This is a genomic window from uncultured Roseibium sp., from assembly GCF_947494555.1.
Lineage (GTDB): Bacteria > Pseudomonadota > Alphaproteobacteria > Rhizobiales > Stappiaceae > Roseibium.
The window spans coordinates 789513-810197 of the sequence record NZ_CANLVF010000002.1 but is presented as its reverse complement, the minus strand read 5'-3'; the positions used below and the strand labels follow the sequence as shown (position 1 = coordinate 810197).

Sequence of the window (20685 nt, the reverse complement as noted above, 5' to 3'; positions counted from 1 at the left end):
ACGACCACGAGACCTTAGAAGGCCTAGTCCATCCGCTCGCCGATCTCCAGATAGCGGACGACGTAGCTTCGGTCGCGCAGGGCCGCGACGATGCGCTCGCCGTGTTCGCGGTCGAAGGCTTCGAAGGAGACATCCAGCGTGGCGCCCTTGGCGGGAACGTTCAGGAAGAGCCGGTGGTGTTCCACGTCGACGACGTTGCCCTGCATGTCGCCGATAACCGTTGCGATTTCGCCGAGTGTGCCGGGGCGGTCCGGCGTGTCGATCCGGATGGAGACGAGCTTGCCGTCTCGCGCGAGTTCGCGCACCACGATCTTGGAAAGAAGCCGGGGATCGATATTGCCGCCGCACAGCACCAGGCCGACTTTCTTGCCCTCAAACCGGGCTCTGTCGGAGAGAAGCGCAGCCAGACCGGCAGCACCGGCGCCCTCGGCGATGGTGCGCTGTAGCGTCAGATAGGCATTGATCGATTGCTCAATGCTGCTTTCCGAAACAAGGACAACGTCATCGACGGATCTCTTGACGACCTCGGTGGTCAGAAGCCCAATGTCGCGAACGGCGATACCCTCCGCGATCGTCGCGCCCTCGCACATGACTTCCTTGCCATAAAACGCGCCCCACATGCCGGGATAGAGCGTTGTTTCAACGCCGATTACCTGGACCGAAGGCTTGATCGCTTTCGCTGCCGTGGCAATGCCTGCGATCAGCCCGCCGCCACCAATCGGCACCACGATCGCGTCAAGATCAGGCTGGGCGGCAAGCATCTCAAGCGCGATGGTTCCCTGTCCGTGAATGACATGCATGTCGTCATAGGGATGAACCCAGACAAGATGCTTTTCCGCGGCAAGCCGGTCTGCCTCGGCCTTGGCTTCCGCCAGGGTGTTTCCCGCCAGAACCACTTCCGCACCGTAGCCTCTTGTTGCGGAAATTTTCACGAACGGGGTCAGCACCGGCATGACAATCGTTGCCGGAATGCCGAGGCGCCCGGCATGATAGGCAACACCTTGTGCATGGTTGCCCGCGGACACCGCGATGACACCGCGTGCCTTTTCCTGCTCGTTCAGGCTGGTAAGTTTCACCAACGCGCCGCGTTCCTTGAAGGCGCCGGTCACCTGCATGTTCTCATACTTGACGAAAACATCCGCGCCGGTCAGCAGTGACAGGCGCGGTGCGGGCAGGCACGGCGTTTCAAGCACGGCACCCTTGAGGAGGTCAGCAGCTGCCTGAATGCGCTCGAATGTGACTTCGGATGCGTCCGCTTGAACTGGAGACGCGGTCATTTCCCCGGCGCCAGCATCTCGGCGACTTTGGGCGCGAAATAGGTGAGGATCCCGTCCGCGCCGGCACGCTTGAAGGCAAGAAGGCTTTCGAGCATCGCGCGGTCGCCGTCGAGCCAGCCATTGGCGCCGGCCGCCTTGATCATCGCGTATTCACCTGAGACCTGGTAGGCGTAGGTCGGGACCTGGAACTCGTCCTTGATGCGCCGGACGATGTCGAGATAGGGCAGGCCGGGTTTGACCATGACCATGTCCGCGCCCTCGGCGATGTCGAGCTCCGCTTCGCGCAGGGCTTCATCGGTATTTGCCGGGTCCATCTGGTACGTGCGCTTGTCACCCTTGAGCGTTCCGGATGATCCGACGGCGTCCCGGAACGGTCCGTAGAAGGCGGATGCATATTTTGCCGAATAGGCCATGATCTGCGTTCCGCGAAAGTCCTGGCTGTCCAGCGCCTGCCGGATAGCGCCGATCCGGCCGTCCATCATGTCCGATGGGGCAATGACGTCCGATCCGGCCTCCGCCTGAACCAGCGCCTGGCGGCAAAGCTGATCGACGGTTTCGTCATTGAGGATCGTGTCGCCGTCCATCAGCCCGTCATGGCCGTGGCTGGTATAGGGATCGAGCGCTACGTCAGTCATCAGACCGATATTCAACCCCTCCGCCTTTATCGCGCGAAGCGCTTGGCAGGTCAGATTCTGTGAATTCAGCGCTTCCGAACCGATGTCGTCACGAAGGTCAGGATCGGTGTAGGGAAAGAGGGCCAGGGCCGGAATGCCAAGCTCGGCCGCACGCGTTGCCTCACGGACTGCCTGATCGACCGAGAGACGAAATACGTCCGGCATTGAGGCAACCGGTTCACGCACATTCGTGCCGTCCACCAGAAAAATCGGCCAGATCAGATCGTCCGTTGTAAGTGCGTTTTCGCGCACGAGCCGGCGCGACCAGTCCGTCTGGCGGTTGCGTCTCATGCGGGTGCCGGCGAGCAGCGTATCCATATGGTCGGATGTGATCGGCGGAAGAGGCGGTTTGGACGGCATCGGATCTGTTGGCTCGATAGTTATTGATGGCGAGATTCATTCTGGCGGAAGTGAGACGTCAATCTATCACGCAGATTGACGCAGTCCAACAGTCTGTAAAATAACTGAAAATAAAAACAAAAAAGAGATTGTTTGACGTTCGCGTCAAATGTGTTTTAGTGCGCACGCAACGCTTGGAGGATAACTGGCGTTCCAGGAGCAGTCGCGCCAGCGCGAAGGGAGGACACACGTGGACTTTTCACCGAACGAAGATCAGCGCGCCTTTCAGGACATGGCCGCAAGTTTTTCCCGGGACGAACTCGCGCCCAACGCCAAACAGTGGGATGAGGACAGTGTCTTTCCGGTGCCGACGCTGCGCAAGGCGGCGGAACTCGGTTTCGGCGGCATCTATGTGACCGAAGACGTGGGCGGATCCGCACTATCGCGCCTGGACGCGGCATTGATCTTCGAAGAACTGTCCAAGGGCTGCACATCAACGGCCGCATATCTTTCGATCCACAATATGGTCGCGTGGATCATCGACACATATGCTTCAGACGATCTGCGCCGGAAATTTCTCCCGAGCCTTTGCTCCATGGAACTCCTCACGAGCTATTGTCTGACGGAGCCCGGTTCCGGCTCTGACGCGGCCAGCCTGCGGACAAGCGCCAGAGATTATGGCGACCACTATGTTCTCAACGGCTCAAAGGCGTTCATTTCCGGTGGCGGTGTGAGCGACCTCTACGCGGTGATGGTGCGAACAGGCGGCGAGGGGCCGTCCGGCGTTTCCTGTCTTCTGGTTGAAAAGGGCACGCCGGGCCTCAGCTTCGGCGCCAACGAGGTTAAGCTCGGTTGGAAAAGCCAACCTACGGCACAGGTGAATTTCCAGGATTGCCGCGTACCAAAGACAAACCTGATCGGAGAGGAAGGAGAGGGGTTCAAGATAGCCATGTCGGCTCTCGATGGCGGGCGGCTGAACATTGGCGCCTGCTCGCTCGGAGCCGCGCAGGCCTGTCTGGACCTCGCGCTCGGTTACATGAAGGAGCGCAAACAGTTCGGACGGCCGATCGCCGACTTTCAGGCGCTTCAGTTCCGCCTTGCCGATATGGCAACGGAGCTTGAGGCTGCGCGCCTGCTTTTGCACAAGGCGGCCGTCGCTGTTGACGCCAAGTCGCATGAGGCGACGCGTCTCGCGGCCATGGCAAAGCGACTGGCAACCGACACGGGGTTCAAGGTCGTCAATGAGGCGCTGCAGCTGCACGGTGGCTACGGCTACTTGCGCGATTATCCCATTGAACGCTATTTCCGCGATGTCCGGGTGCATCAGATCCTGGAAGGCACCAACGAGATCATGCGCTTGATCATCGCCCGCGATCTGTTGAAAGACTGATTGAAATCCGCCTGTTTAACCGTTGAAACGACTCTCTTTCCAGAAAGCGCACTGATGAGCGACGAGATCCTTTTTGAAGTTCGTGGCAAGGCCGGCTTCGTGACGCTGAACAGGCCGCAAACGCTCAATGCGCTGACACATTCAAAGGTTATCGCGCTAGCCGAACAGTTAAAGCGCTGGGCGGACGACCCCACCGTCGCCCGTGTCGTCATAAAGGGAGCAGGGGACAAGGCTTTTTGCGCAGGCGGGGACATCCGCAGCATTTATGACGCGAAACAGGCAGGCGAGGTGGACGGACTTAAGCAGTTCTTCCGCGATGAATACACCTTGAATGCCTATATCAAGGCATACCCGAAACCCTATATCGCCTTGATCGACGGCATCGTCATGGGCGGCGGTGTCGGCGTGTCCGTGCATGGCAGCCACAGGATCGGAACCGAAAAAACCCTATTTTCCATGCCGGAAACCGGGATCGGATTCTTTCCTGATGTCGGAGGCACCTATTTCCTGCCGCGCATGCCAAAAAAGACGGGGGTTTATTGTGCCCTGGCGGCGAGCAGGCTCAAACAGGGTGATGCGCTCGCAACGGGCGTCCTGACCCACGCTGTCGCGCAATCCAGTTTGACTGAACTGGAGCGTGCGTTGGAGACAGCCGAAGACATTGATGCGGCACTTGAGGCTTTTCTCGTTGTTCCTGAACCGGGCCCGGTGAAAGAAAACGAAACCATCATCGAAGAGGCATTTTCGGCTGGTTCTGTCGGTGAAGTGCTTGAGCGGCTGCAACGCTCTGATACGGATTTTGGCCGGAAGGCCTCGACAGCAATCCGCACAAAATCCCCAACAAGCATCCTGATAACCTTTGAACAGATGCGTCGCGGAGCGCATCTTTCCTTCAACGAGTGCATGAAACTCGAATACAGGATCGTATCGCGTCTCCTGCATGGCGTCGATTTCTTTGAAGGCATTCGCGCGGTCGTTATCGACAAGGACCAGGCGCCAAAATGGACGCCTACGCAACTCGGACAAGTGGACAGCGCCAATTTGGCATCGTATTTCGAGGAACCGTCTGACGGAGACCTTCCTCTTTAACCCGCGACCGGACCGGCCATGATCACCAGCTTTCAGGACCTCATCGACGCCCGCCCACCCTGGAGCACGATCCTCATTCTTTATCTGCGCTGTATCGCCATCATCCTGATTGGCGGTGGCGTTATCTATTGGGCCCGCATCATCGGCGTCGTCGAGTGGCACGGCAATTTTTTCTGGGACATGCCGGTCACGCTGCAAGGAGCAACCGTCTTTTTTGCGGTGCTGGATCTTGTTGCGGCAACCGGGCTCTGGCTCACGGTGTCATGGGGCACGGTGATGTGGGTCTTCCGGTGCGGATGCCAGATCGTGATGCACACGGCCTTCAGCGATCTCTATGGCCGCAGACCCTACGAAATCACCTTCTATGTGGTGACGGTCGCGATCTATGCTGGACTCGCTTACCTCATGCACAAGGAAAACCGCACAGCAACCGGTTGAGGTTCCGCGGCGGATCTGCGCGCGCTGAATCAAATCATCAAAAGAGCCATCCAAGGGACTCTTTACATTCACGAAATTCACCTGGGAGAAAAAACATGGCGAGCACAATCGGCTTTATCGGCCTTGGAAACATGGGTGGCCCGATGGCTGCCAATCTTGTCAAGGCCGGACACCGCGTCATTGGATTTGATCTCTCTGGGGATGCAATGTCGGCTCATGCCGATGCAGGTGGCGAAAAGGCCGGCGGTGTGGCTGAGCTTGCCGCCGCCGCCGAAGTCGTCGTCACGATGCTGCCGGCCGGAAAGCATGTGCGCCAGATCTACCAGGGTGAAGGCGGCATTCTTGAAAACGCAAAAGCCGGAACATTGCTGATCGATTCTTCTACGATCGACGTCGACAGTGCGCGTGTCGTCAGCGCAGCGGCGGCTGAACAAGGCCTTGCAATGGTCGACGCACCTGTCTCCGGCGGGGTCGGGGGGGCGACCGCCGGCACGCTGACCTTCATGGTTGGCGGAAGCGATGAGGGTTTTGCTGCTGCCAAGCCATTTCTCGACATTATGGGAAAGACGATTGTTCATGCAGGTGGCGCGGGCAACGGTCAGGCGGCAAAAATCTGCAACAACATGATCCTCGGAATTTCCATGATCGGTGTCTGCGAGGCCTTTGTGCTTGCCGAAAAACTGGGACTGGACGCGCAGAAGTTGTTCGACATTTCGTCAACGGCGTCAGGGCAATGCTGGTCTCTGACGTCCTATTGCCCTGTGCCCGGACCGCTGCCGTCGTCGCCCGCAAATCGTGATTATCAGCCGGGATTTGCCGCAGAAATGATGCTCAAAGACCTGAAACTTGCGCAAGAAGCCGCCAATTCTTCAGGCGCGGCAACACCCTTGGGGGCAGAAGCGGCAGCGCTTTACGCGCTTTTCTGCAACAGTGGCGGTGAAGGCACGGACTTTTCCGGCATCGTGAAATTCCTGCGCGGAACCTAGGCCTGTTCGGCCCGGTCTGATTGGGTGAGAGTGGCCGGTTAACAAAACCTGAATAGGGGTGCTGAAAGTGCCTTCAAACGTTAACGAAGGATTCAGCGTGTCTCTTAAGCGGATTTTAGAAACACTCGGCTAGATTGCGTCTCAAGGCGGGAAAATATCCGTCCATCAACAGGTACTATAAGAGGCGCAATCACATGATCACCGCAAGTAGGGCAGTCGACGCTGTTTCACCGGGCGAAGCGGAAGAAGTGGAAATCAAGCCACTTTATCTGGAAGCCCTGACTCTTGTTGAAAGACTGCATCGGCGTCTTCTCGACGTCATCAAGGATGAGTTCGATCGCATGGGCCGGTCCGATGTCAACAGTGTGCAGGCTCTGCTTCTGTTCAATATCGGCGATGCTGAACTGACCGCCGGCGAACTGCGCACACGCGGTTACTATCTCGGCTCGAACGTGTCCTATAACCTTAAGAAACTGGTTGAAACCGGCTACATCCACCACCAGAGGTCCCGCATGGACCGCCGGTCGGTTCGTGTCAGCCTGACCGACAAGGGCCAGGAAGTCGCAACGATCGTCAACGATCTTTATGAGCGTCACATCCTGTCCGTGGAACAGGTCGGTGAAATCGGCCCGGAAGACTTTGTTGCGCTCAACAAGTCGCTCCGCCGCCTCGAGCGGTTCTGGACTGACCAGATCCTTTACCGTCTTTAAGAAAGCGGCACATTCCAGATGACAAAGCACCGTCCATTGGGCGGTGCTTTTCTTTTCGGCTTATCACGCAAATTTGCCTTTATCCATTTCCAATTGCGTCTTACCTATCCGACGGTGCGTTGCTTGCTTGCAAAGGTCTCAAAACATCGGAATTTGTATGAATTCAGATGTTCCCTGACATCTTGTGGTCACAAAAGAGTGGCTTTGTGCGGCGCTTAAGACGGTGACATGGTTAAAAAATCAAGCGATTTGTTAACTCCCGTCAATTATGAATTCAAACTGGAACCGCCGACCGGGCTACGACAAAAAAGTCCGGCGGTGTTGAGCACGTGAACCGATTGTATAAGGCGCGGCAGATGAAATTGGCGATGCACCTTCAAGCTGGTCGATCAGGACAGAAACGATTTCCGATTTGGTCGGCAGGTAAGACATTTTTCGGCGCAGTTACTTTGAGCATGGGCGCGCTTCTTGCGAACGGTGCCCCGGCAAATGCGCAGACTGCATTGCAGTCCTTGCAGCAGAACCGCCAGAACGTCGAGTGGGCCGATAATTTCGATATCGCCACTGAGAACATCACAGAAGTCAATTCTTCGGCGCCGACACTGTCGCCCGAGACGGCCGACCATATCGCGATCGCCATTGACCGGTATCAGCGTATCGTTCAAGCCGGTGGCTGGGGAACAGTGACCGGCGGAGGCAAAGCGCTTCGGATTGGTGCCAAGGACCCGCGCGTCGTCGAATTGCGCCGTCGTCTGATTGCCTCGGGCGATCTTGAGCAGCAGGCGGGCCTGTCCGATGCGTTCGATTCTTATGTCGAGGCGGCGCTGCGCCGTTTCCAGCTCCGTCACGGTCTGATCCCGGACGGGGTCATGGGCAATGACACGGTTCTGGCTTTGAACGTACCGGCTCACGTGCGGCTGGGGCAGCTTGAAACGAACATTGTGCGCATGCGGTCCATGTCCGGTTTCCTGGGTGATCGCTATGTGATGGTGAATATTCCGGCTGCGGAGATCGAGGCCGTTGAAAATGGCCGTGTTCGTTCCCGGCACACGGCTGTTGTCGGCAAAATCGACCGTCAGACCCCGATCCTGAACAGCAAGATCTATGAGCTGAATTTCAATCCTTACTGGACGGTTCCGGTTTCGATCATTCGCAAGGATCTGATCCCCAAGATGAAAGAGGATCCGGAGTACCTTTCCAAGAACAATATCCGCATCTTCGACTGGAGCGGAAACGAGCTCGCCTGGCAGCAGATCGACTGGAATACGGACGAAGCCACCCAGTACCGCTTTACCCAGGACCCGGGTGCCGAGAATTCCCTGGGGTCGGTTCGTATCAACTTCCACAACAAGCATCAGGTTTATCTGCACGACACGCCGTCAAAAACACTTTTCGGTGAAAGTCAGCGCTTCCATTCTTCCGGGTGCGTCCGTGTACAAAACGTTCGTGAACTTGTGACCTGGATGCTGCAGTCGACAACGCCCGATTGGGACAGAAGCCGCGTTGACGGTGTCATCCGCACAGGTACGCGTGAAGATGTGAAGCTGAAGAAATCGATTCCGCTCTACATGACCTATGTGACAGCCTGGGCAAATTCGGACGGCGTCGTTCATTTCCGCGAAGACATCTACAACCGCGATGATGTTTTTGCGACCGAAACGCAAGCCAGACTCTAAGCTGCTGCCAGCCATTTGAGCATACCAGTTGAAACGCCGGTCTTGATAAGGCCGGCGTTTCGTGGCTTTTAAGGGTATCAGCAGTTGGGAGAATGCGGATGAGTCGCAACCCGCGGCCGGGTGAGATCTACTTGGAATTCCATCCGATCGGTCAGCAGGTGAAAGTCACCGCGATCGACGCGGCGACTGGAATAGAGGTTTCCACCTTCGGACCGGCATCGGTATCTGAGGAAGATCTGAAGCGCGTTGTGGTTCGCAAGCTCAAACGCCGCATAAGCCAGATTGCCGGAGCAGGCGATCAGGCGTCCGACCCGACGCTTTATTGACGGGCAGGCGAGGCTCGCAGGAGTTTCATTCGCCGTATTAGCGGTTTCCGAAGGACACCGGCGTCGTTTTCCAAACTGGCCGCGTCGGTATGCCCCTTGGTTCTCATGGGACGCTGTGCTAATTCCTCGCGCCAAGTGGTCCGCAGGTTCAAGTCAATCTGTGTGGGACGCAATGCCACGACCAGGCTCTTCGAATACGAATACAAGGAAAATGCGATGTCTTTGATGGAAAGCTCCGGACAGACCCATTCCGGGTTCTTTACCAGCAGTCTTGCCGAAGTTGATGCTGACATTTTCGGGACCGTACAGCAGGAGCTCGGCCGCCAGCAGCACGAAATCGAACTGATCGCATCCGAAAACATCGTGTCTCGCGCGGTGCTCGAAGCGCAGGGATCGATTTTTACAAACAAATATGCGGAAGGGTACCCGGGCAAACGTTACTACGGTGGTTGCGAGTTTGCGGACATCGCCGAAACGCTTGCGATAGAGCGGGCCAAGGAACTGTTCGGGTGCCAGTTTGCGAACGTTCAGCCAAATTCGGGAAGCCAGATGAACCAGGCCGTGTTTCTGGCACTGCTGCAGCCTGGCGACACATTCATGGGTCTCGACCTGAACTCTGGCGGTCATCTGACCCACGGTTCTCCGGTCAACATGTCCGGCAAATGGTTCAATGTGGTCTCTTACGGTGTGCGTGAGGACGATCATCTGCTTGATATGGCCGAGGTCGAGCGGCTTGCCCAGGAGCATAAGCCGAAGCTGATCCTGGCTGGCGGAACGGCTTATTCGCGTATCTGGGACTGGAAGAAGTTCCGCGAAATTGCCGATAGCATCGGCGCATATCTGATGGTCGACATGGCGCACATTGCAGGTCTTGTTGCCGGTGGTGTGCATCCTTCGCCGGTTCCGCATGCGCATGTCGTCACAAGCACAACGCACAAGTCCTTGCGCGGACCGCGCGGCGGTTTGATCCTGTCGAATGACGAGGCAATCGCCAAGAAGATCAACTCCGCGGTTTTCCCCGGCCTCCAGGGTGGTCCGCTCATGCATGTGATCGCTGCCAAGGCGGTTGCCTTCAAGGAAGCCCTGCAACCTGAATTCAAGGCCTATGCCCGCGCTGTTGCCGAAAATGCCAAGGCTCTGTCAGGTGCGTTGAAGGAACACGGCCTGGATATCGTGTCCGACGGCACGGACAATCATCTGATGCTGGTGGATTTGCGTCCGAAAAACGCGACCGGCAAGGTCGCCGAGAAGGCCTTGGGCCGCGCCAACATTACCTGCAACAAGAACGGCATTCCGTTTGACCCTGAAAAGCCGTTTGTGACGTCTGGCATTCGCCTCGGCACACCTGCAGCGACCACGCGTGGTTTTGGCGTCGCCGAGTTCCGCGAAGTTGCCGCACTGATCACGGAAGTGTTGGACGGTTTGAAGGCCGCAAACAGTGAAGAGGGCAATGCAGCGGTTGAAGCAGCCGTCAAAGCCAAGGTAGAAGCACTGACAGCCCGGTTCCCGATTTACGGTGGGTAATAACGGGCTCGTTCAGGAGCTATAGACATGAGATGTCCATTCTGCGGCGGCGAGGAAACCCAGGTAAAGGATTCCCGGCCGACTGAGGACAACACCGCGATACGCCGGCGCAGGATTTGCAACACCTGCGGCGGCCGCTTCACGACATTCGAACGGGTGCAACTTCGTGAACTGATGGTTCTGAAACGGTCGGGGCGCCGCGTGCCGTTCGATCGGGAAAAGCTCATGCGGTCGGTCCAGATTGCCGTACGCAAGCGGCCCGTGGATCCGGACCGTATCGAACGCATGGTCAGTGGCATCGTTCGGCAGCTCGAAAGCTCGGGCGAAAGCGAAATTACCGCTGAGACGATCGGCAACCACGTCATGGAAGGGCTGAAAGGCATCGATGACGTCGCATATGTACGATTTGCTTCCGTTTACAAGAATTTCCGCGAGGCCAAGGATTTTGAAGCGCTTCTGGACGAACTGAGCGATTCTGAAAGCGCGCCTCTAAAAGACCAATGATCTTTGCGAAATAGATTTCATGTCTTCAGTTAGTTCAGTTGATACGCGTTTCATGGCGGCCGCGGAACGTCTGGCCCGCCGTGGGCTCGGGCGGGTTTGGCCGAATCCGGCAGTTGCCGCGCTCATTGTCAGAGATGGAGAGGCGGGACCTGTTCTGGTCGGACGAGGTGTTACCTCTCGGCCCGGCATGGCACATGCGGAAGTAAACGCCTTGCGCCACGCCGGCGATCTGGCCAGCGGGGCGACGTGTTACGTGACGCTCGAACCCTGCTCCCACTACGGACGAACGCCTCCTTGTTCGCTGGCGCTTATTGAAGCGGGCGTTACGCGTGTTGTGATCGGCATTCTGGACCCGAATCCGCGCGTTGCCGGACGAGGAGCGCAGATGCTGCGCGATGCCGGGGTCGCTGTTGAAGTCGGTGTCAGAGCGCGCGAGATCAAGGCTCTCTATGATGGATTTATGCTGCGTCAGCTCAAACAGCGGCCGCATGTTTTTCTGAAACTGGCGGTTTCCCGAGATGGATATATTGGGCGGGCCGGGGAGGGGCAGGTCAAGATTTCCGGTCCTTTGTCGATGCGCAAGGTACACGGCTTCCGTGCCGAATACGATGCGATCCTCGTCGGTTCAGGAACGGCTCTGGCGGATGACCCGCAACTGACATGCCGCTTGCCGGGTCTGGCCGAGCGCTCGCCGGTGCGGGTTATCGTGGACCGCTGCGCCCGCTTGCCGCTGGAATCGAAACTCGTTCGAACCTGTGTGGACGTACCTGTCTGGCTGGTTTGCGGAAACGACGCCGATGTTGAAAAGATCGAGCTTCTTACCGCTGCCGGAGTAAATGTCATCAGGGTACCGGCCGGGGATTGCGCGATCGAACCGGGCGTTATCTTGAGCGCGCTGGCCACAAGAGGCATAACCAGGGTCATGGTCGAAGGCGGGGCGCGCATGGCCTCTTCTTTTCTGGAGTCGGACCTGGTCGACGATCTCTGTGTTGTCACGGGAGATCTGGAAATCGGTGAGGACGGCATACCGGCCCTGCACGATTTGGCTCTTGCAGATGTTTACCGCGACCCCAGATTCGAGCGGATCGACGCCGGCAAATTCGATGCCGACAGTTTCATCTACCTCAGACGCCGTGGAGCCTGACATGTTTACCGGCATTGTGACCGACCTTGGCGAGATCCTCGCAATTGAAGATATCCCGGCGGGAAAGCGGACACGGATACGTACGACCTACGACACGGATACGTTCGACATCGGCGCATCCATCTCGTGCACAGGCGTGTGCCACACGGTGACGCAGAAGGCGAACGCTGCCGGGGGAAACTGGTTTGCGGTCGAATCCGCTGCTGAAACACTCGCATTGACGACGGTCTCGGAGTGGCGTGCGGGACAAAAAATCAATCTGGAACGGTCCTTGACCATGGGAGCTGAGTTGGGCGGTCATCTGGTGCTCGGCCATGTCGATGGAATTGCGAACGTGGTCAAGCGGGAAGATCATCCCGACTCGGTGTTTTTCCAGTTCGAAGCGCCGCGGGAAGCGGCACCCTTCATTGCCAAAAAGGGATCGATCGCCCTGGACGGCACCTCGTTGACGATAAATGAAGTCGACGGAATGTTCTTTTCCGTCTTCTTGATCCCGCACACGCTGGAGGTGACCACGTGGTCGGAACGGAACGTCGGGGACGGGATTAATCTCGAGGTGGATATGATGGCACGTTATGCCGCGCGGCTTGCGGAATTCCCAAAGACCGGGTAGGGGACGGGGCAATACTTCAAGAACCTGGCGAAGCTAGGGTCTGACTGCAGGGATGCGGTACGGTTCTGACTGCCTTGTATGAATGACACTGGACAAACCGGGACAGACGTGGTTCCTGTCGCCGCCTCTTACAGGATGAAAACCCATGAGCGATGCATCGAAACTGCTGATCATCGAAGCCCGTTTTTACGACGATCTGGCCGATGCGCTGGCGGAAGGCGCGGTAAAGGAAATTGAAGCGGCGGGGGCCACCTACGAGCGGATTGCGGTGCCCGGAGTTCTGGAGATTCCGGCAGCTCTGTCCATGGCCATGACCGCAATGGAAAACGACGGTGTCCTCTATGATGGATTCGTGCTTCTTGGTGTCGTGATCCGCGGTGAAACAACGCACTACGATATCGTTGCGAATGAGTCGAACCGTGTGATCATGGATCTGATCGTGGATGCGGACCTGGCCGTTGGAAACGGTATCCTTACAGTCGAAAATGATGAACAGGCCTGGGCACGCGCTAAGGTCGGCGACAAGAATAAGGGCGGTGCGGCAGCAAGAGCGGCACTCGACATGATCGCGCTGCGCGAACGGCTCGGAGTATAAGCAATATGACCGGAAAGGCCGACCCGGAAAAACAGGCTAAATCTGTACGCCCTGCCAACAAGCGTGGCGTTGCGCGGCTGGCCGCTGTGCAAGCGCTTTACCAGATGGACGTCGGTGGTGCACCGCTGACAAGCGTGGTGAGCGAGTTCACCGCGTTCAGGCTGGGCAAGGAAATTGATGGCGCGCAGTACCGTGACGCGGATGAACAGTGGTTCAAGCAGATTTTGGCCGGTGTCGTGGAAGACCAGAAATTTCTGGATCCGTTCATTCACACGGCACTGGTGGAAGACTGGCCGTTGAAGCGGATCGACAGTCTGCTGCGCGCGATTCTGCGTTCGGGTGCTTTCGAACTCTTGCGGCGCAAGGATGTGCCGGCCAAGGTCATCATCTCGGAATATATTGACGTTGCCAAAGCATTTTTCGAAGACGATGAACCCGGCCTGGTAAATGGAGTTCTCGATAGACTTGCGCACGAGCTGCGTGACGACGAGTTCGACGCTGGCAAGGCAGGCGGCGCTTCCTGAAAATGGCTCAAGACCGGCCTGGAGAGTTTGAGCTTATCAGGGCGTATTTCGCGCCTCTTGCGAACGACCCTGGCAGTCTCGGTCTGACGGACGATGCAGCCGTGTTAAAACCGGAACCAGGTCTCGATCTGGTTCTGACAAAAGATGTTCTTGCCTCAAACGTTCACTTTTTTGCTGACGATGCACCCGAAGCGATTGCAGCCAAGGCACTTAGAGTGAACCTGTCTGACTTGGCGGCAAAAGGTGCCAAGCCGCGTGGCTATCTCCTGGGCCTTGCTTTGGCATCGGATTGGACCGAGCGTTGGCTGGAACGCTTCTGTGCGGGTTTGTCGGCGGATCAATCCGCCTATGATATCCGGTTGCTTGGCGGCGACACGATCCGCTCCAACAACGGGCTGCAAGTCTCCATCACGGCGATAGGACAGGTGGAACCGGGCAAAGCTGTTCGCAGGTCGGGTGCGCGTTCTGGTGATGTCTTGTTCGTATCGGGCACGATCGGAGACGCTGCTGCCGGTCTGAATGCAAGGATTGATCCCGCATTCTGCGAACGAGTGTCGTTGGCCAGGGTCGACGAAAGCCATATTTTGGACCGGTATCTGCTGCCCCGGCCGCGCACAACTCTGGCGCCGCTGCTCGTCGACCATGCCTCGGCGGCCATGGACGTGTCCGATGGACTTTTCGCCGATTGCGGCCACCTGGCCAAGGCCTCTCAAGTTGGTGTTGAAATTGATCTTTCGAAGGTCCCTGTTTCCACAGCTTTAAGGCACCTTCATACGAAGGCACCCGAAGACTTTGTACGGTTTTTGAACGGTGGCGACGACTACGAGATCCTCGCGGCGGTTCCTGCCGAAAAGGCGGCGCAATTCAGCCGACAGGCGGAACGCGCCGGATGCCCGGTTACCGAAATCGGCCGGATGAGCGAAGAAGCCGGTAAGGTCAGAGTAAAAGAGAATGGACGTCCCGTCGCTCTCCAGCGGGATAGCGGCTTTCGCCACTTCTAAGAGCCAGCACCGGCTGTCCGGTTCGCGAAAAGCAGATGTTTTACGAATGCTCCCGGTCATGCTACCGGTGAGGAACTTCCCTAATACGCCGTCGTGGCGAATCCCGAGACCTGACCAATGAAGACCGCAATGCCGGACACAGCTGTTGATGATCGCTTGGCAAAGCGCAACGCCGTTTTGCTGGCGCTTGCCCAAGCGCTTGGGGGTGCTTCGGCATCGATTGTAATCGCGACCGGACCGCTTGTTGGCTATATGATGCTGGAGGAAGACAAGTCTCTTGCAACGCTGCCGGTTTCCACGATGGTCCTCGGTACGGCATTCGGAACGATCCCTGCAGGCATTATCATGCGTCGTTTCGGGCGCAGGGCGGGCTTCACCGGGGCCTCGCTTCTTGGAGTGATTTCGGGGTTGCTTGCCTCGTTTGCGGTATTTCGGGACAGTTTTGCACTGTTTTCGCTTGCGTGCTGCATGGGTGGATTTGCTGGCGCCTTCGTTCAGCAATACCGGTTTGCAGCAGCCGATACGGCCAGTGACGCGTTCAAGCCCAAGGCTATCTCCTGGGTTCTGGCAGGCGGTGTGCTGGCTGGCATTGTCGGGCCGCAAACGGTTATCGCAACGAAAGACATGTTCGCGCCTATCCTCTTTGCCGGAACCTATCTGGCACAGGCAGGGCTCGCGCTCATTGCACTGTTCCTGCTTATTTTCATTCAAATACCGAAGCCACCGCGCCAGACGAAATCGCAATCCGGTGGACGGCCTCTGCTGACGATCATGTCGCAGCCGCGCTTTATTGTGTCCGCCGCATGCGGCATCTGCTCCTACGCGTTGATGAGTCTCGTCATGACGGCAACACCGCTCGCGATGATAGCCTGCGGTCTATCGGAAACAGATGCCGCACTGGGTATTCAGTGGCACGTTCTGGCCATGTTCGGGCCGAGTTTCTTCACTGGCAGTCTGATTGCCCGCTACGGCAAGGAACGGATCGTGTCGATCGGCCTGGTGCTCTTGGCGGGCTGCTCCATCGTGGCTCTGATGGGGATCGAGCTTGCCCATTTCTGGACGGCGCTGGTTCTTCTCGGGCTTGGCTGGAACTTCGGCTTCATTGGCGCAACGGCCATGCTGACGGACACCTACCGCCCGGAGGAGCGCAATCTGGTTCAGGCAGTCAATGATTTTCTGGTCTTCGGTTTCGTTGCCGCCGCTTCGTTTTCCTCCGGTGCACTTTTGAATGCGTTTGGCTGGGGAACGGTGAACATCCTTGTCTTTCCTTTTGTCGTCCTGTGCATCGGATTGCTACTTTGGCTCACCTTCGCTGAAAGAAAAGCAGTTACAACCGCTTAAAGTCTCTTTCGAATTTCATTTCGTGAGCGCAGCAAAAATGCCGCGCTGCACCAAATGATACCGCAACGGAAGAGTGAAATTAAACGATGTGAGAGCTTGACGAAGCGCCGCGCTTTGTTGCTATCGTGTGCTCTCCTCACGCTGAGGAAATTGCGTGGGGTGCAGTCTGGCGGCCAAAACGACATAAAGAAGCCCGCCGCAGCTCTGGGAGGAAGTATGATCGAACTTGTCATCATCGTTGTTTGTGGCCTCTTGTCCATCGCATATGGCGCCTGGGCAATCCAATCCGTCATGGCGGCGGATGCGGGCAACGCCCGCATGCAGGAAATCGCGGGAGCGATTCAGGAAGGGGCCAGTGCCTATCTCAATAGGCAGTATACGACCATTGCCATCGTTGGTGCCGTTGTGTTCGTACTTGTCTGGATCCTGCTATCCGGACCTGCCGCAATTGGATTCGCGATCGGAGCAATTCTCTCAGGGGCTGCCGGATACATCGGCATGATGGTCTCCGTGCGCGCAAATGTGCGCACAGCGCAGGCCGCAAGCCAAAGTCTGGGGGCCGGACTGGAGATTGCATTCAAGGCCGGTGCCGTCACCGGCCTTTTGGTTGCCGGCCTCGCGCTGCTCGGCGTTGCGGTCTACTACGCCATTCTCACCGGAATGATGGGTTACGAAGCAACAGACCGGACCGTTATCGACGCCTTGGTGTCATTGGGCTTCGGCGCGTCGCTCATTTCCATCTTCGCGCGTTTGGGCGGTGGCATCTTCACCAAGGGTGCCGATGTCGGCGGCGATCTCGTGGGCAAGGTTGAAGCGGGAATTCCGGAGGACGACCCGCGCAATCCGGCGACAATTGCCGACAACGTTGGCGACAATGTCGGCGACTGTGCCGGTATGGCTGCCGATCTGTTCGAGACCTACGCGGTGACCGTCGTTGCGACCATGGTTCTTGCATCGATCTTCTTCACCGGCGCTCAGGCGTTGGAACTGATGCTTTTGCCGATGCTGATCGGCGCAAGCTGTGTGGTCACTTCCATTATCGGCACGTTCTTCGTCAAGCTTGGTGAGAACAACTCCATTATGGGGGCGCTCTACAAGGGCTTTATCGCGACTTCTGTGCTCTCGGCGGTTGCTCTCGCCGTGATCGTGTTCGGCTGGCTCGGAGGCAGCACGGAATACACAACGTCAGGGGGCACCACCTTCACCGGCTTTGACCTGTTTGTGTGCGGCGTTGTCGGCCTGTTGGTGACAGGCCTTATCATCTGGGTGACCGAATACTACACCGGCACGGAGTATCGTCCGGTGAAGTCCATCGCCCAGGCGTCCGTAACCGGGCATGGTACGAACGTCATCCAGGGTCTTGCGGTTTCGCTTGAGGCGACCGCCCTTCCGGCGATCATCATCATTGCCGGTATTCTGGTCACCTACAGCTTTGCCGGCCTCTTTGGCATCGCAATCGCGGTGACCACGATGCTCGCGCTTGCCGGCATGGTTGTCGCGCTCGATGCTTTCGGACCGGTCACGGACAATGCCGGTGGTATTGCGGAAATGGCTGATCTTCCAGCCGAGGTCCGTACCACCACCGATGCGCTCGACGCAGTCGGCAACACAACCAAGGCCGTTACCAAAGGTTATGCCATCGGCTCGGCAGGTCTTGGTGCGCTCGTGCTGTTCGCCGCCTATACCGAGGATCTGAAATACTTCTCCAGCACCGCTGAAGAAGGCTCGATCTTCGCGGGGATCGACGTGGACACATTGTTCACGCTGTCCAATCCCTATGTCGTGGCCGGATTGCTGTTCGGCGGTCTTCTGCCTTATCTGTTCGGTGGAATCTCCATGACGGCTGTCGGCCGGGCAGCCGGCGCGGTTGTCGAAGAAGTGCGCCGTCAATTCAAGGAAAAGCCGGGCATCATGGAAGGCACCGAGCGTCCCGACTATGGCCGCGCGGTGGACATGCTGACCAAGGCTGCGATCCGGGAAATGATCATTCCATCGCTACTGCCGGTGCTGTCGCCCCTTGTCGTCTTCTTTGTCGTTCGCGCAGTGGCAACGCCGGCTGATGCCTTTGCGGCGCTCGGGGCAATGCTGCTCGGCGTGATCGTGACCGGTCTGTTCGTGGCCATCTCGATGACGGCAGGCGGCGGTGCCTGGGACAACGCCAAGAAGTCCTTCGAAGACGGCTTCACCGACAAGGACGGTGTAACGCATCAAAAAGGCAGTGAGGCGCACAAGGCGTCGGTCACAGGCGACACAGTCGGCGATCCGTACAAGGATACGGCAGGTCCTGCCGTGAACCCGATGATCAAGATCACCAACATCATGGCCCTGCTGCTGCTGGCGATCCTGGCGCACTGACTGGCTTTACCGGTCGATCTTTACGAAACGCGGCGAGCCTCAAAAAAGGCTCGCCGCATTTTTTCAGGCTTTGTTGTCGGGGCCCTTTGGGTGAACGATGCATAAACGGTCGCCGGCGATCGGATAATCGCTTGCTGGTTGCCGTTATAGTGGGGCGTTGGCCAGTGTTTCTGCCCGCTTGCTGAACAGAATCTGGCCAATAAAATCCTGGTAGTCCAGTTCGGACGTAACAGTTCCGCTTCTGACCACGCCGGTCAACATGAGCGTCATGAGCGCCAGCACACCGGTCTGCAGGAACATGAGGATGAATATTCCCAACACCACGGACGCCCACCCGGGGGTGGAATAGCCGATGGTTTTCAAAACGACCGCTATTGTGCCGAATACGACCGATAATGCCGCAACGATCGCTGATGCGATCCCAACACGCACGAGAACGTCCTCGGCAAACACCATCATTCCCTTGAAACCGTGCAATGCCAGGCCGACGAAATTCATCTTCGACTGTCCGGCGTAGCGCGGACCACGGTCGAGAGGGCAGGTTGTGATGCGAAGTTTCGAAGCAAGGACAGCTGAAGCGACATGGATTGATAATTCAGGCATCGCGGCGAGGCGTCTCACCCCGGCCGGTTTCATACCCATGAAGTTGCCGAAGCTGATCGTTCTGCCGGTAATGATCCGAAACAGACGTTTGTAAATCTTGTAGAACGTTTTGAAGCGCAGCGTTTCGACCCTGCTTTTTCGGCGGGCCACGACCACATCAACGTTGTCGTCTTGCAACTCGCTCAACAGTTTCGGAATCGAGGACGGGAGATCTTCGCCGTCTGAATCCATCACAACAACCATCTGGTTGTCGCGGATTTGCGCTGAGACGTAGCCAAGGCCGATGGCAATCGCCTTTTGATGGCCGACATTTCGCCTCAACTTCAGCACTTCACCGCGGGCATTTGCCAGATCAAGACTGGACGTGTCCAAGGGCTGCCGAACGGAGCCATCGTCCACGGCAACGATATAGACGGCGTCGCCGAATTCCGCTTGGAGCTCCTTGAACAGGCGGCTGCTGGCCTCAAAGTCTTCGTAGACCGGTGTGACGATGACAAGGCGGGGGTCGGAAGAGACCATTTTCTAATAATCCCGGAAATAGGCGATCGTTTCCTTCAATCCCTCTTTGAGTGGAATTGACGGTGTCCAGTCAAGCCGATCCTGCGCAAGAGTGATATCCGGACGCCTTTGTTTCGGATCATCGTGAGGGAGTGGGCGGAACACGAGTTTGGACGAGCCACCCACGAGTTCGAGCACCGTTTCGGCAAGTTCAAGGATGGTGAACTCCGATGGATTCCCTAGGTTCACGGGACCGGTCAGGTCGCTCGGCGATGACATCAGCCTCACGAATGCCTCGATGAGATCGTCGACGTAGCAGAAACTGCGCGTTTGCAGCCCATCGCCATAGATCGTGATGTCTTTTCCCTGAAGCGCCTGCACAACAAAGTTGCTGACCACTCTGCCGTCGTTGGGATGCATGCGCGGGCCGTAGGTATTGAAGATCCTGGCGACCTTGATTTCCAGACCGTGTTGGCGATTGTAATCGAAAAAGAGGGTCTCAGCGCAGCGTTTGCCCTCGTCGTAGCAGGATCTGACGCCGATGGGATTGACCCGGCCCCAGTAGTCCTCCGTTTGTGGATGCACTTCCGGATCGCCGTAGACTTCGCTGGTCGACGCCTGGAATATGCGGGCTTTCGTGCGCTTGGCGAGACCAAGCATGTTGATGGAGCCGTGAACGCTGGTCTTCGTGGTCTGCACCGGATCGCGCTGGTAATGAACTGGAGATGCAGGGCAGGCGAGATTGTAAATCTCGTCGACTTCGAGGTAGATCGGAAATGTCACATCGTGTCGCTGAAACTCGAAATGCGGGTTCGACAGGAGATGTGAGATGTTGTCTTTGGTCCCGCTGTAGAGATTGTCGATACATAGGACATCTACACCTTCGCTGAGAAGGCGTTCGCACAGATGGGACCCCAGGAAACCGGCACCGCCCGTGACGAGAATTCTTTTCCTGTTGGCGACTTTCATTTATCCGCTGCCCCCCGGCACATTGCGCCATTTTTGTGGGACATTTTTCTACTCCTGACTCAGATGGCACAATAAGTCGCGTCATCCTGCGGATTGAGAAAATCGTGTC

The 20685-nt window shown here is 57.4% G+C and carries 20 protein-coding genes; 16 read left to right on the top strand and 4 right to left on the bottom strand.

What is annotated here, in order from left to right; all coding sequences use genetic code 11:
- Positions 1-23 precede the first annotated feature (23 nt).
- Positions 24-1277: a threonine ammonia-lyase gene (locus Q0915_RS12205; protein WP_299471779.1), complete on the bottom strand. Its 1254-nt coding sequence runs from the start codon at positions 1275-1277 to the stop codon at positions 24-26.
- Complete coding sequence (gene hemB / locus Q0915_RS12200; protein WP_299472322.1) at positions 1274-2269, bottom strand: porphobilinogen synthase; 996 nt, start codon at positions 2267-2269, stop codon at positions 1274-1276. Before hemB ends, Q0915_RS12205 begins: the two co-directional genes overlap by 4 nt.
- A gap of 271 nt (positions 2270-2540) precedes the next feature.
- Here hemB and Q0915_RS12195 point away from each other — a divergent pair, with 271 nt between their 5' ends.
- The 16 genes from Q0915_RS12195 to Q0915_RS12120 all read left to right on the top strand — a co-directional run bounded on the left by Q0915_RS12195 (position 2541) and on the right by Q0915_RS12120 (position 18506).
- Positions 2541-3680: an isobutyryl-CoA dehydrogenase gene (locus Q0915_RS12195; protein WP_299471777.1), complete on the top strand. Its 1140-nt coding sequence runs from the start codon at positions 2541-2543 to the stop codon at positions 3678-3680.
- 54 nt (positions 3681-3734) lie between these two features.
- Positions 3735-4769: an enoyl-CoA hydratase/isomerase family protein gene (locus Q0915_RS12190; protein ID WP_299471775.1), complete on the top strand. Its 1035-nt coding sequence runs from the start codon at positions 3735-3737 to the stop codon at positions 4767-4769.
- Positions 4770-4787: 18 nt separating this feature from the next.
- On the top strand, positions 4788-5207 hold the full coding sequence (locus Q0915_RS12185; RefSeq protein WP_299471773.1) for a DUF6163 family protein: 420 nt from the start codon (positions 4788-4790) through the stop codon (positions 5205-5207).
- A complete protein-coding gene (gene mmsB / locus Q0915_RS12180) occupies positions 5204-6193 on the top strand; it encodes a 3-hydroxyisobutyrate dehydrogenase (RefSeq protein WP_299471771.1) in 990 nt (329 codons plus the stop codon). Before Q0915_RS12185 ends, mmsB begins: the two co-directional genes overlap by 4 nt.
- Before the next feature lie 194 nt (positions 6194-6387).
- Positions 6388-6903, top strand: coding sequence for a winged helix DNA-binding protein (locus Q0915_RS12175; protein ID WP_299471769.1), 516 nt, complete (start codon positions 6388-6390; stop codon positions 6901-6903).
- 455 nt (positions 6904-7358) lie between these two features.
- A complete protein-coding gene (locus Q0915_RS12170; protein ID WP_299471767.1) occupies positions 7359-8579 on the top strand; it encodes a L,D-transpeptidase family protein in 1221 nt (406 codons plus the stop codon).
- A 98-nt stretch (positions 8580-8677) separates the two neighbouring features.
- On the top strand, positions 8678-8905 hold the full coding sequence (locus Q0915_RS12165) for a serine hydroxymethyltransferase (RefSeq protein WP_299471765.1): 228 nt from the start codon (positions 8678-8680) through the stop codon (positions 8903-8905).
- Between the two features lie 222 nt (positions 8906-9127).
- A complete protein-coding gene (glyA, locus tag Q0915_RS12160) occupies positions 9128-10429 on the top strand; it encodes a serine hydroxymethyltransferase (protein WP_299472321.1) in 1302 nt (433 codons plus the stop codon).
- A 27-nt stretch (positions 10430-10456) separates the two neighbouring features.
- On the top strand, positions 10457-10933 hold the full coding sequence (gene nrdR, locus Q0915_RS12155; RefSeq protein WP_299471762.1) for a transcriptional regulator NrdR: 477 nt from the start codon (positions 10457-10459) through the stop codon (positions 10931-10933).
- A 19-nt stretch (positions 10934-10952) separates the two neighbouring features.
- Positions 10953-12077: a bifunctional diaminohydroxyphosphoribosylaminopyrimidine deaminase/5-amino-6-(5-phosphoribosylamino)uracil reductase RibD gene (gene ribD / locus Q0915_RS12150; protein WP_299471760.1), complete on the top strand. Its 1125-nt coding sequence runs from the start codon at positions 10953-10955 to the stop codon at positions 12075-12077.
- A gap of 1 nt (position 12078) precedes the next feature.
- Entirely contained in the window at positions 12079-12690 is a 612-nt protein-coding gene (locus Q0915_RS12145; RefSeq protein WP_299471759.1) for a riboflavin synthase, read from the top strand.
- 145 nt (positions 12691-12835) lie between these two features.
- Entirely contained in the window at positions 12836-13285 is a 450-nt protein-coding gene (gene ribH, locus Q0915_RS12140) for a 6,7-dimethyl-8-ribityllumazine synthase (protein WP_299471757.1), read from the top strand.
- A 5-nt stretch (positions 13286-13290) separates the two neighbouring features.
- Positions 13291-13809 (top strand): transcription antitermination factor NusB, encoded by a 519-nt coding sequence (gene nusB, locus Q0915_RS12135; RefSeq protein ID WP_299471755.1) that lies wholly within the window; start codon positions 13291-13293, stop codon positions 13807-13809.
- Positions 13810-13811: 2 nt separating this feature from the next.
- Positions 13812-14810 carry a thiamine-phosphate kinase gene (thiL, locus tag Q0915_RS12130; protein WP_299471753.1) on the top strand — a complete coding sequence of 333 codons (999 nt, stop codon included), beginning with the start codon at positions 13812-13814 and terminating at the stop codon, positions 14808-14810.
- A gap of 117 nt (positions 14811-14927) precedes the next feature.
- The gene (locus Q0915_RS12125; RefSeq protein ID WP_299471751.1) at positions 14928-16151 is read left to right on the top strand and encodes an MFS transporter; all 1224 of its coding nucleotides are present in this window, start codon (positions 14928-14930) and stop codon (positions 16149-16151) included.
- A 216-nt stretch (positions 16152-16367) separates the two neighbouring features.
- The gene (locus Q0915_RS12120) at positions 16368-18506 is read left to right on the top strand and encodes a sodium-translocating pyrophosphatase (protein WP_299471749.1); all 2139 of its coding nucleotides are present in this window, start codon (positions 16368-16370) and stop codon (positions 18504-18506) included.
- 144 nt (positions 18507-18650) lie between these two features.
- Here the strand turns inward: Q0915_RS12120 and Q0915_RS12115 are convergent, their stop codons facing one another.
- Both Q0915_RS12115 and Q0915_RS12110 read right to left on the bottom strand, forming a co-directional pair.
- The gene (locus tag Q0915_RS12115; RefSeq protein ID WP_299471747.1) at positions 18651-19628 is read right to left on the bottom strand and encodes a glycosyltransferase; all 978 of its coding nucleotides are present in this window, start codon (positions 19626-19628) and stop codon (positions 18651-18653) included.
- Positions 19629-19631: 3 nt separating this feature from the next.
- Entirely contained in the window at positions 19632-20576 is a 945-nt protein-coding gene (locus Q0915_RS12110; protein WP_299471745.1) for a UDP-glucuronic acid decarboxylase family protein, read from the bottom strand.
- Between the last annotated feature and the right edge of the window lie 109 nt (positions 20577-20685).

Excerpts from the sequence above, each read along its gene's own strand:
- Q0915_RS12205 (WP_299471779.1), bottom strand. The coding sequence starts at position 1,277 with ATGACCGCGTCTCCAGTTCAAGCGGACGCATCCGAAGTCACATTCGAG.
- hemB (WP_299472322.1), bottom strand. The coding sequence starts at position 2,269 with ATGGATACGCTGCTCGCCGGCACCCGCATGAGACGCAACCGCCAGACG.
- Q0915_RS12190 (WP_299471775.1), top strand. The coding sequence starts at position 3,735 with ATGAGCGACGAGATCCTTTTTGAAGTTCGTGGCAAGGCCGGCTTCGTG.
- Q0915_RS12185 (WP_299471773.1), top strand. The coding sequence starts at position 4,788 with ATGATCACCAGCTTTCAGGACCTCATCGACGCCCGCCCACCCTGGAGC.
- Q0915_RS12175 (WP_299471769.1), top strand. The coding sequence starts at position 6,388 with ATGATCACCGCAAGTAGGGCAGTCGACGCTGTTTCACCGGGCGAAGCG.
- Q0915_RS12170 (WP_299471767.1), top strand. The coding sequence starts at position 7,359 with ATGGGCGCGCTTCTTGCGAACGGTGCCCCGGCAAATGCGCAGACTGCA.
- Q0915_RS12165 (WP_299471765.1), top strand. The coding sequence starts at position 8,678 with ATGAGTCGCAACCCGCGGCCGGGTGAGATCTACTTGGAATTCCATCCG.
- nrdR (WP_299471762.1), top strand. The coding sequence starts at position 10,457 with ATGAGATGTCCATTCTGCGGCGGCGAGGAAACCCAGGTAAAGGATTCC.
- ribD (WP_299471760.1), top strand. The coding sequence starts at position 10,953 with ATGTCTTCAGTTAGTTCAGTTGATACGCGTTTCATGGCGGCCGCGGAA.
- Q0915_RS12145 (WP_299471759.1), top strand. The coding sequence starts at position 12,079 with ATGTTTACCGGCATTGTGACCGACCTTGGCGAGATCCTCGCAATTGAA.
- ribH (WP_299471757.1), top strand. The coding sequence starts at position 12,836 with ATGAGCGATGCATCGAAACTGCTGATCATCGAAGCCCGTTTTTACGAC.
- nusB (WP_299471755.1), top strand. The coding sequence starts at position 13,291 with ATGACCGGAAAGGCCGACCCGGAAAAACAGGCTAAATCTGTACGCCCT.
- thiL (WP_299471753.1), top strand. The coding sequence starts at position 13,812 with ATGGCTCAAGACCGGCCTGGAGAGTTTGAGCTTATCAGGGCGTATTTC.
- Q0915_RS12125 (WP_299471751.1), top strand. The coding sequence starts at position 14,928 with ATGAAGACCGCAATGCCGGACACAGCTGTTGATGATCGCTTGGCAAAG.
- Q0915_RS12120 (WP_299471749.1), top strand. The coding sequence starts at position 16,368 with ATGATCGAACTTGTCATCATCGTTGTTTGTGGCCTCTTGTCCATCGCA.
- Q0915_RS12115 (WP_299471747.1), bottom strand. The coding sequence starts at position 19,628 with ATGGTCTCTTCCGACCCCCGCCTTGTCATCGTCACACCGGTCTACGAA.
- Q0915_RS12110 (WP_299471745.1), bottom strand. The coding sequence starts at position 20,576 with ATGAAAGTCGCCAACAGGAAAAGAATTCTCGTCACGGGCGGTGCCGGT.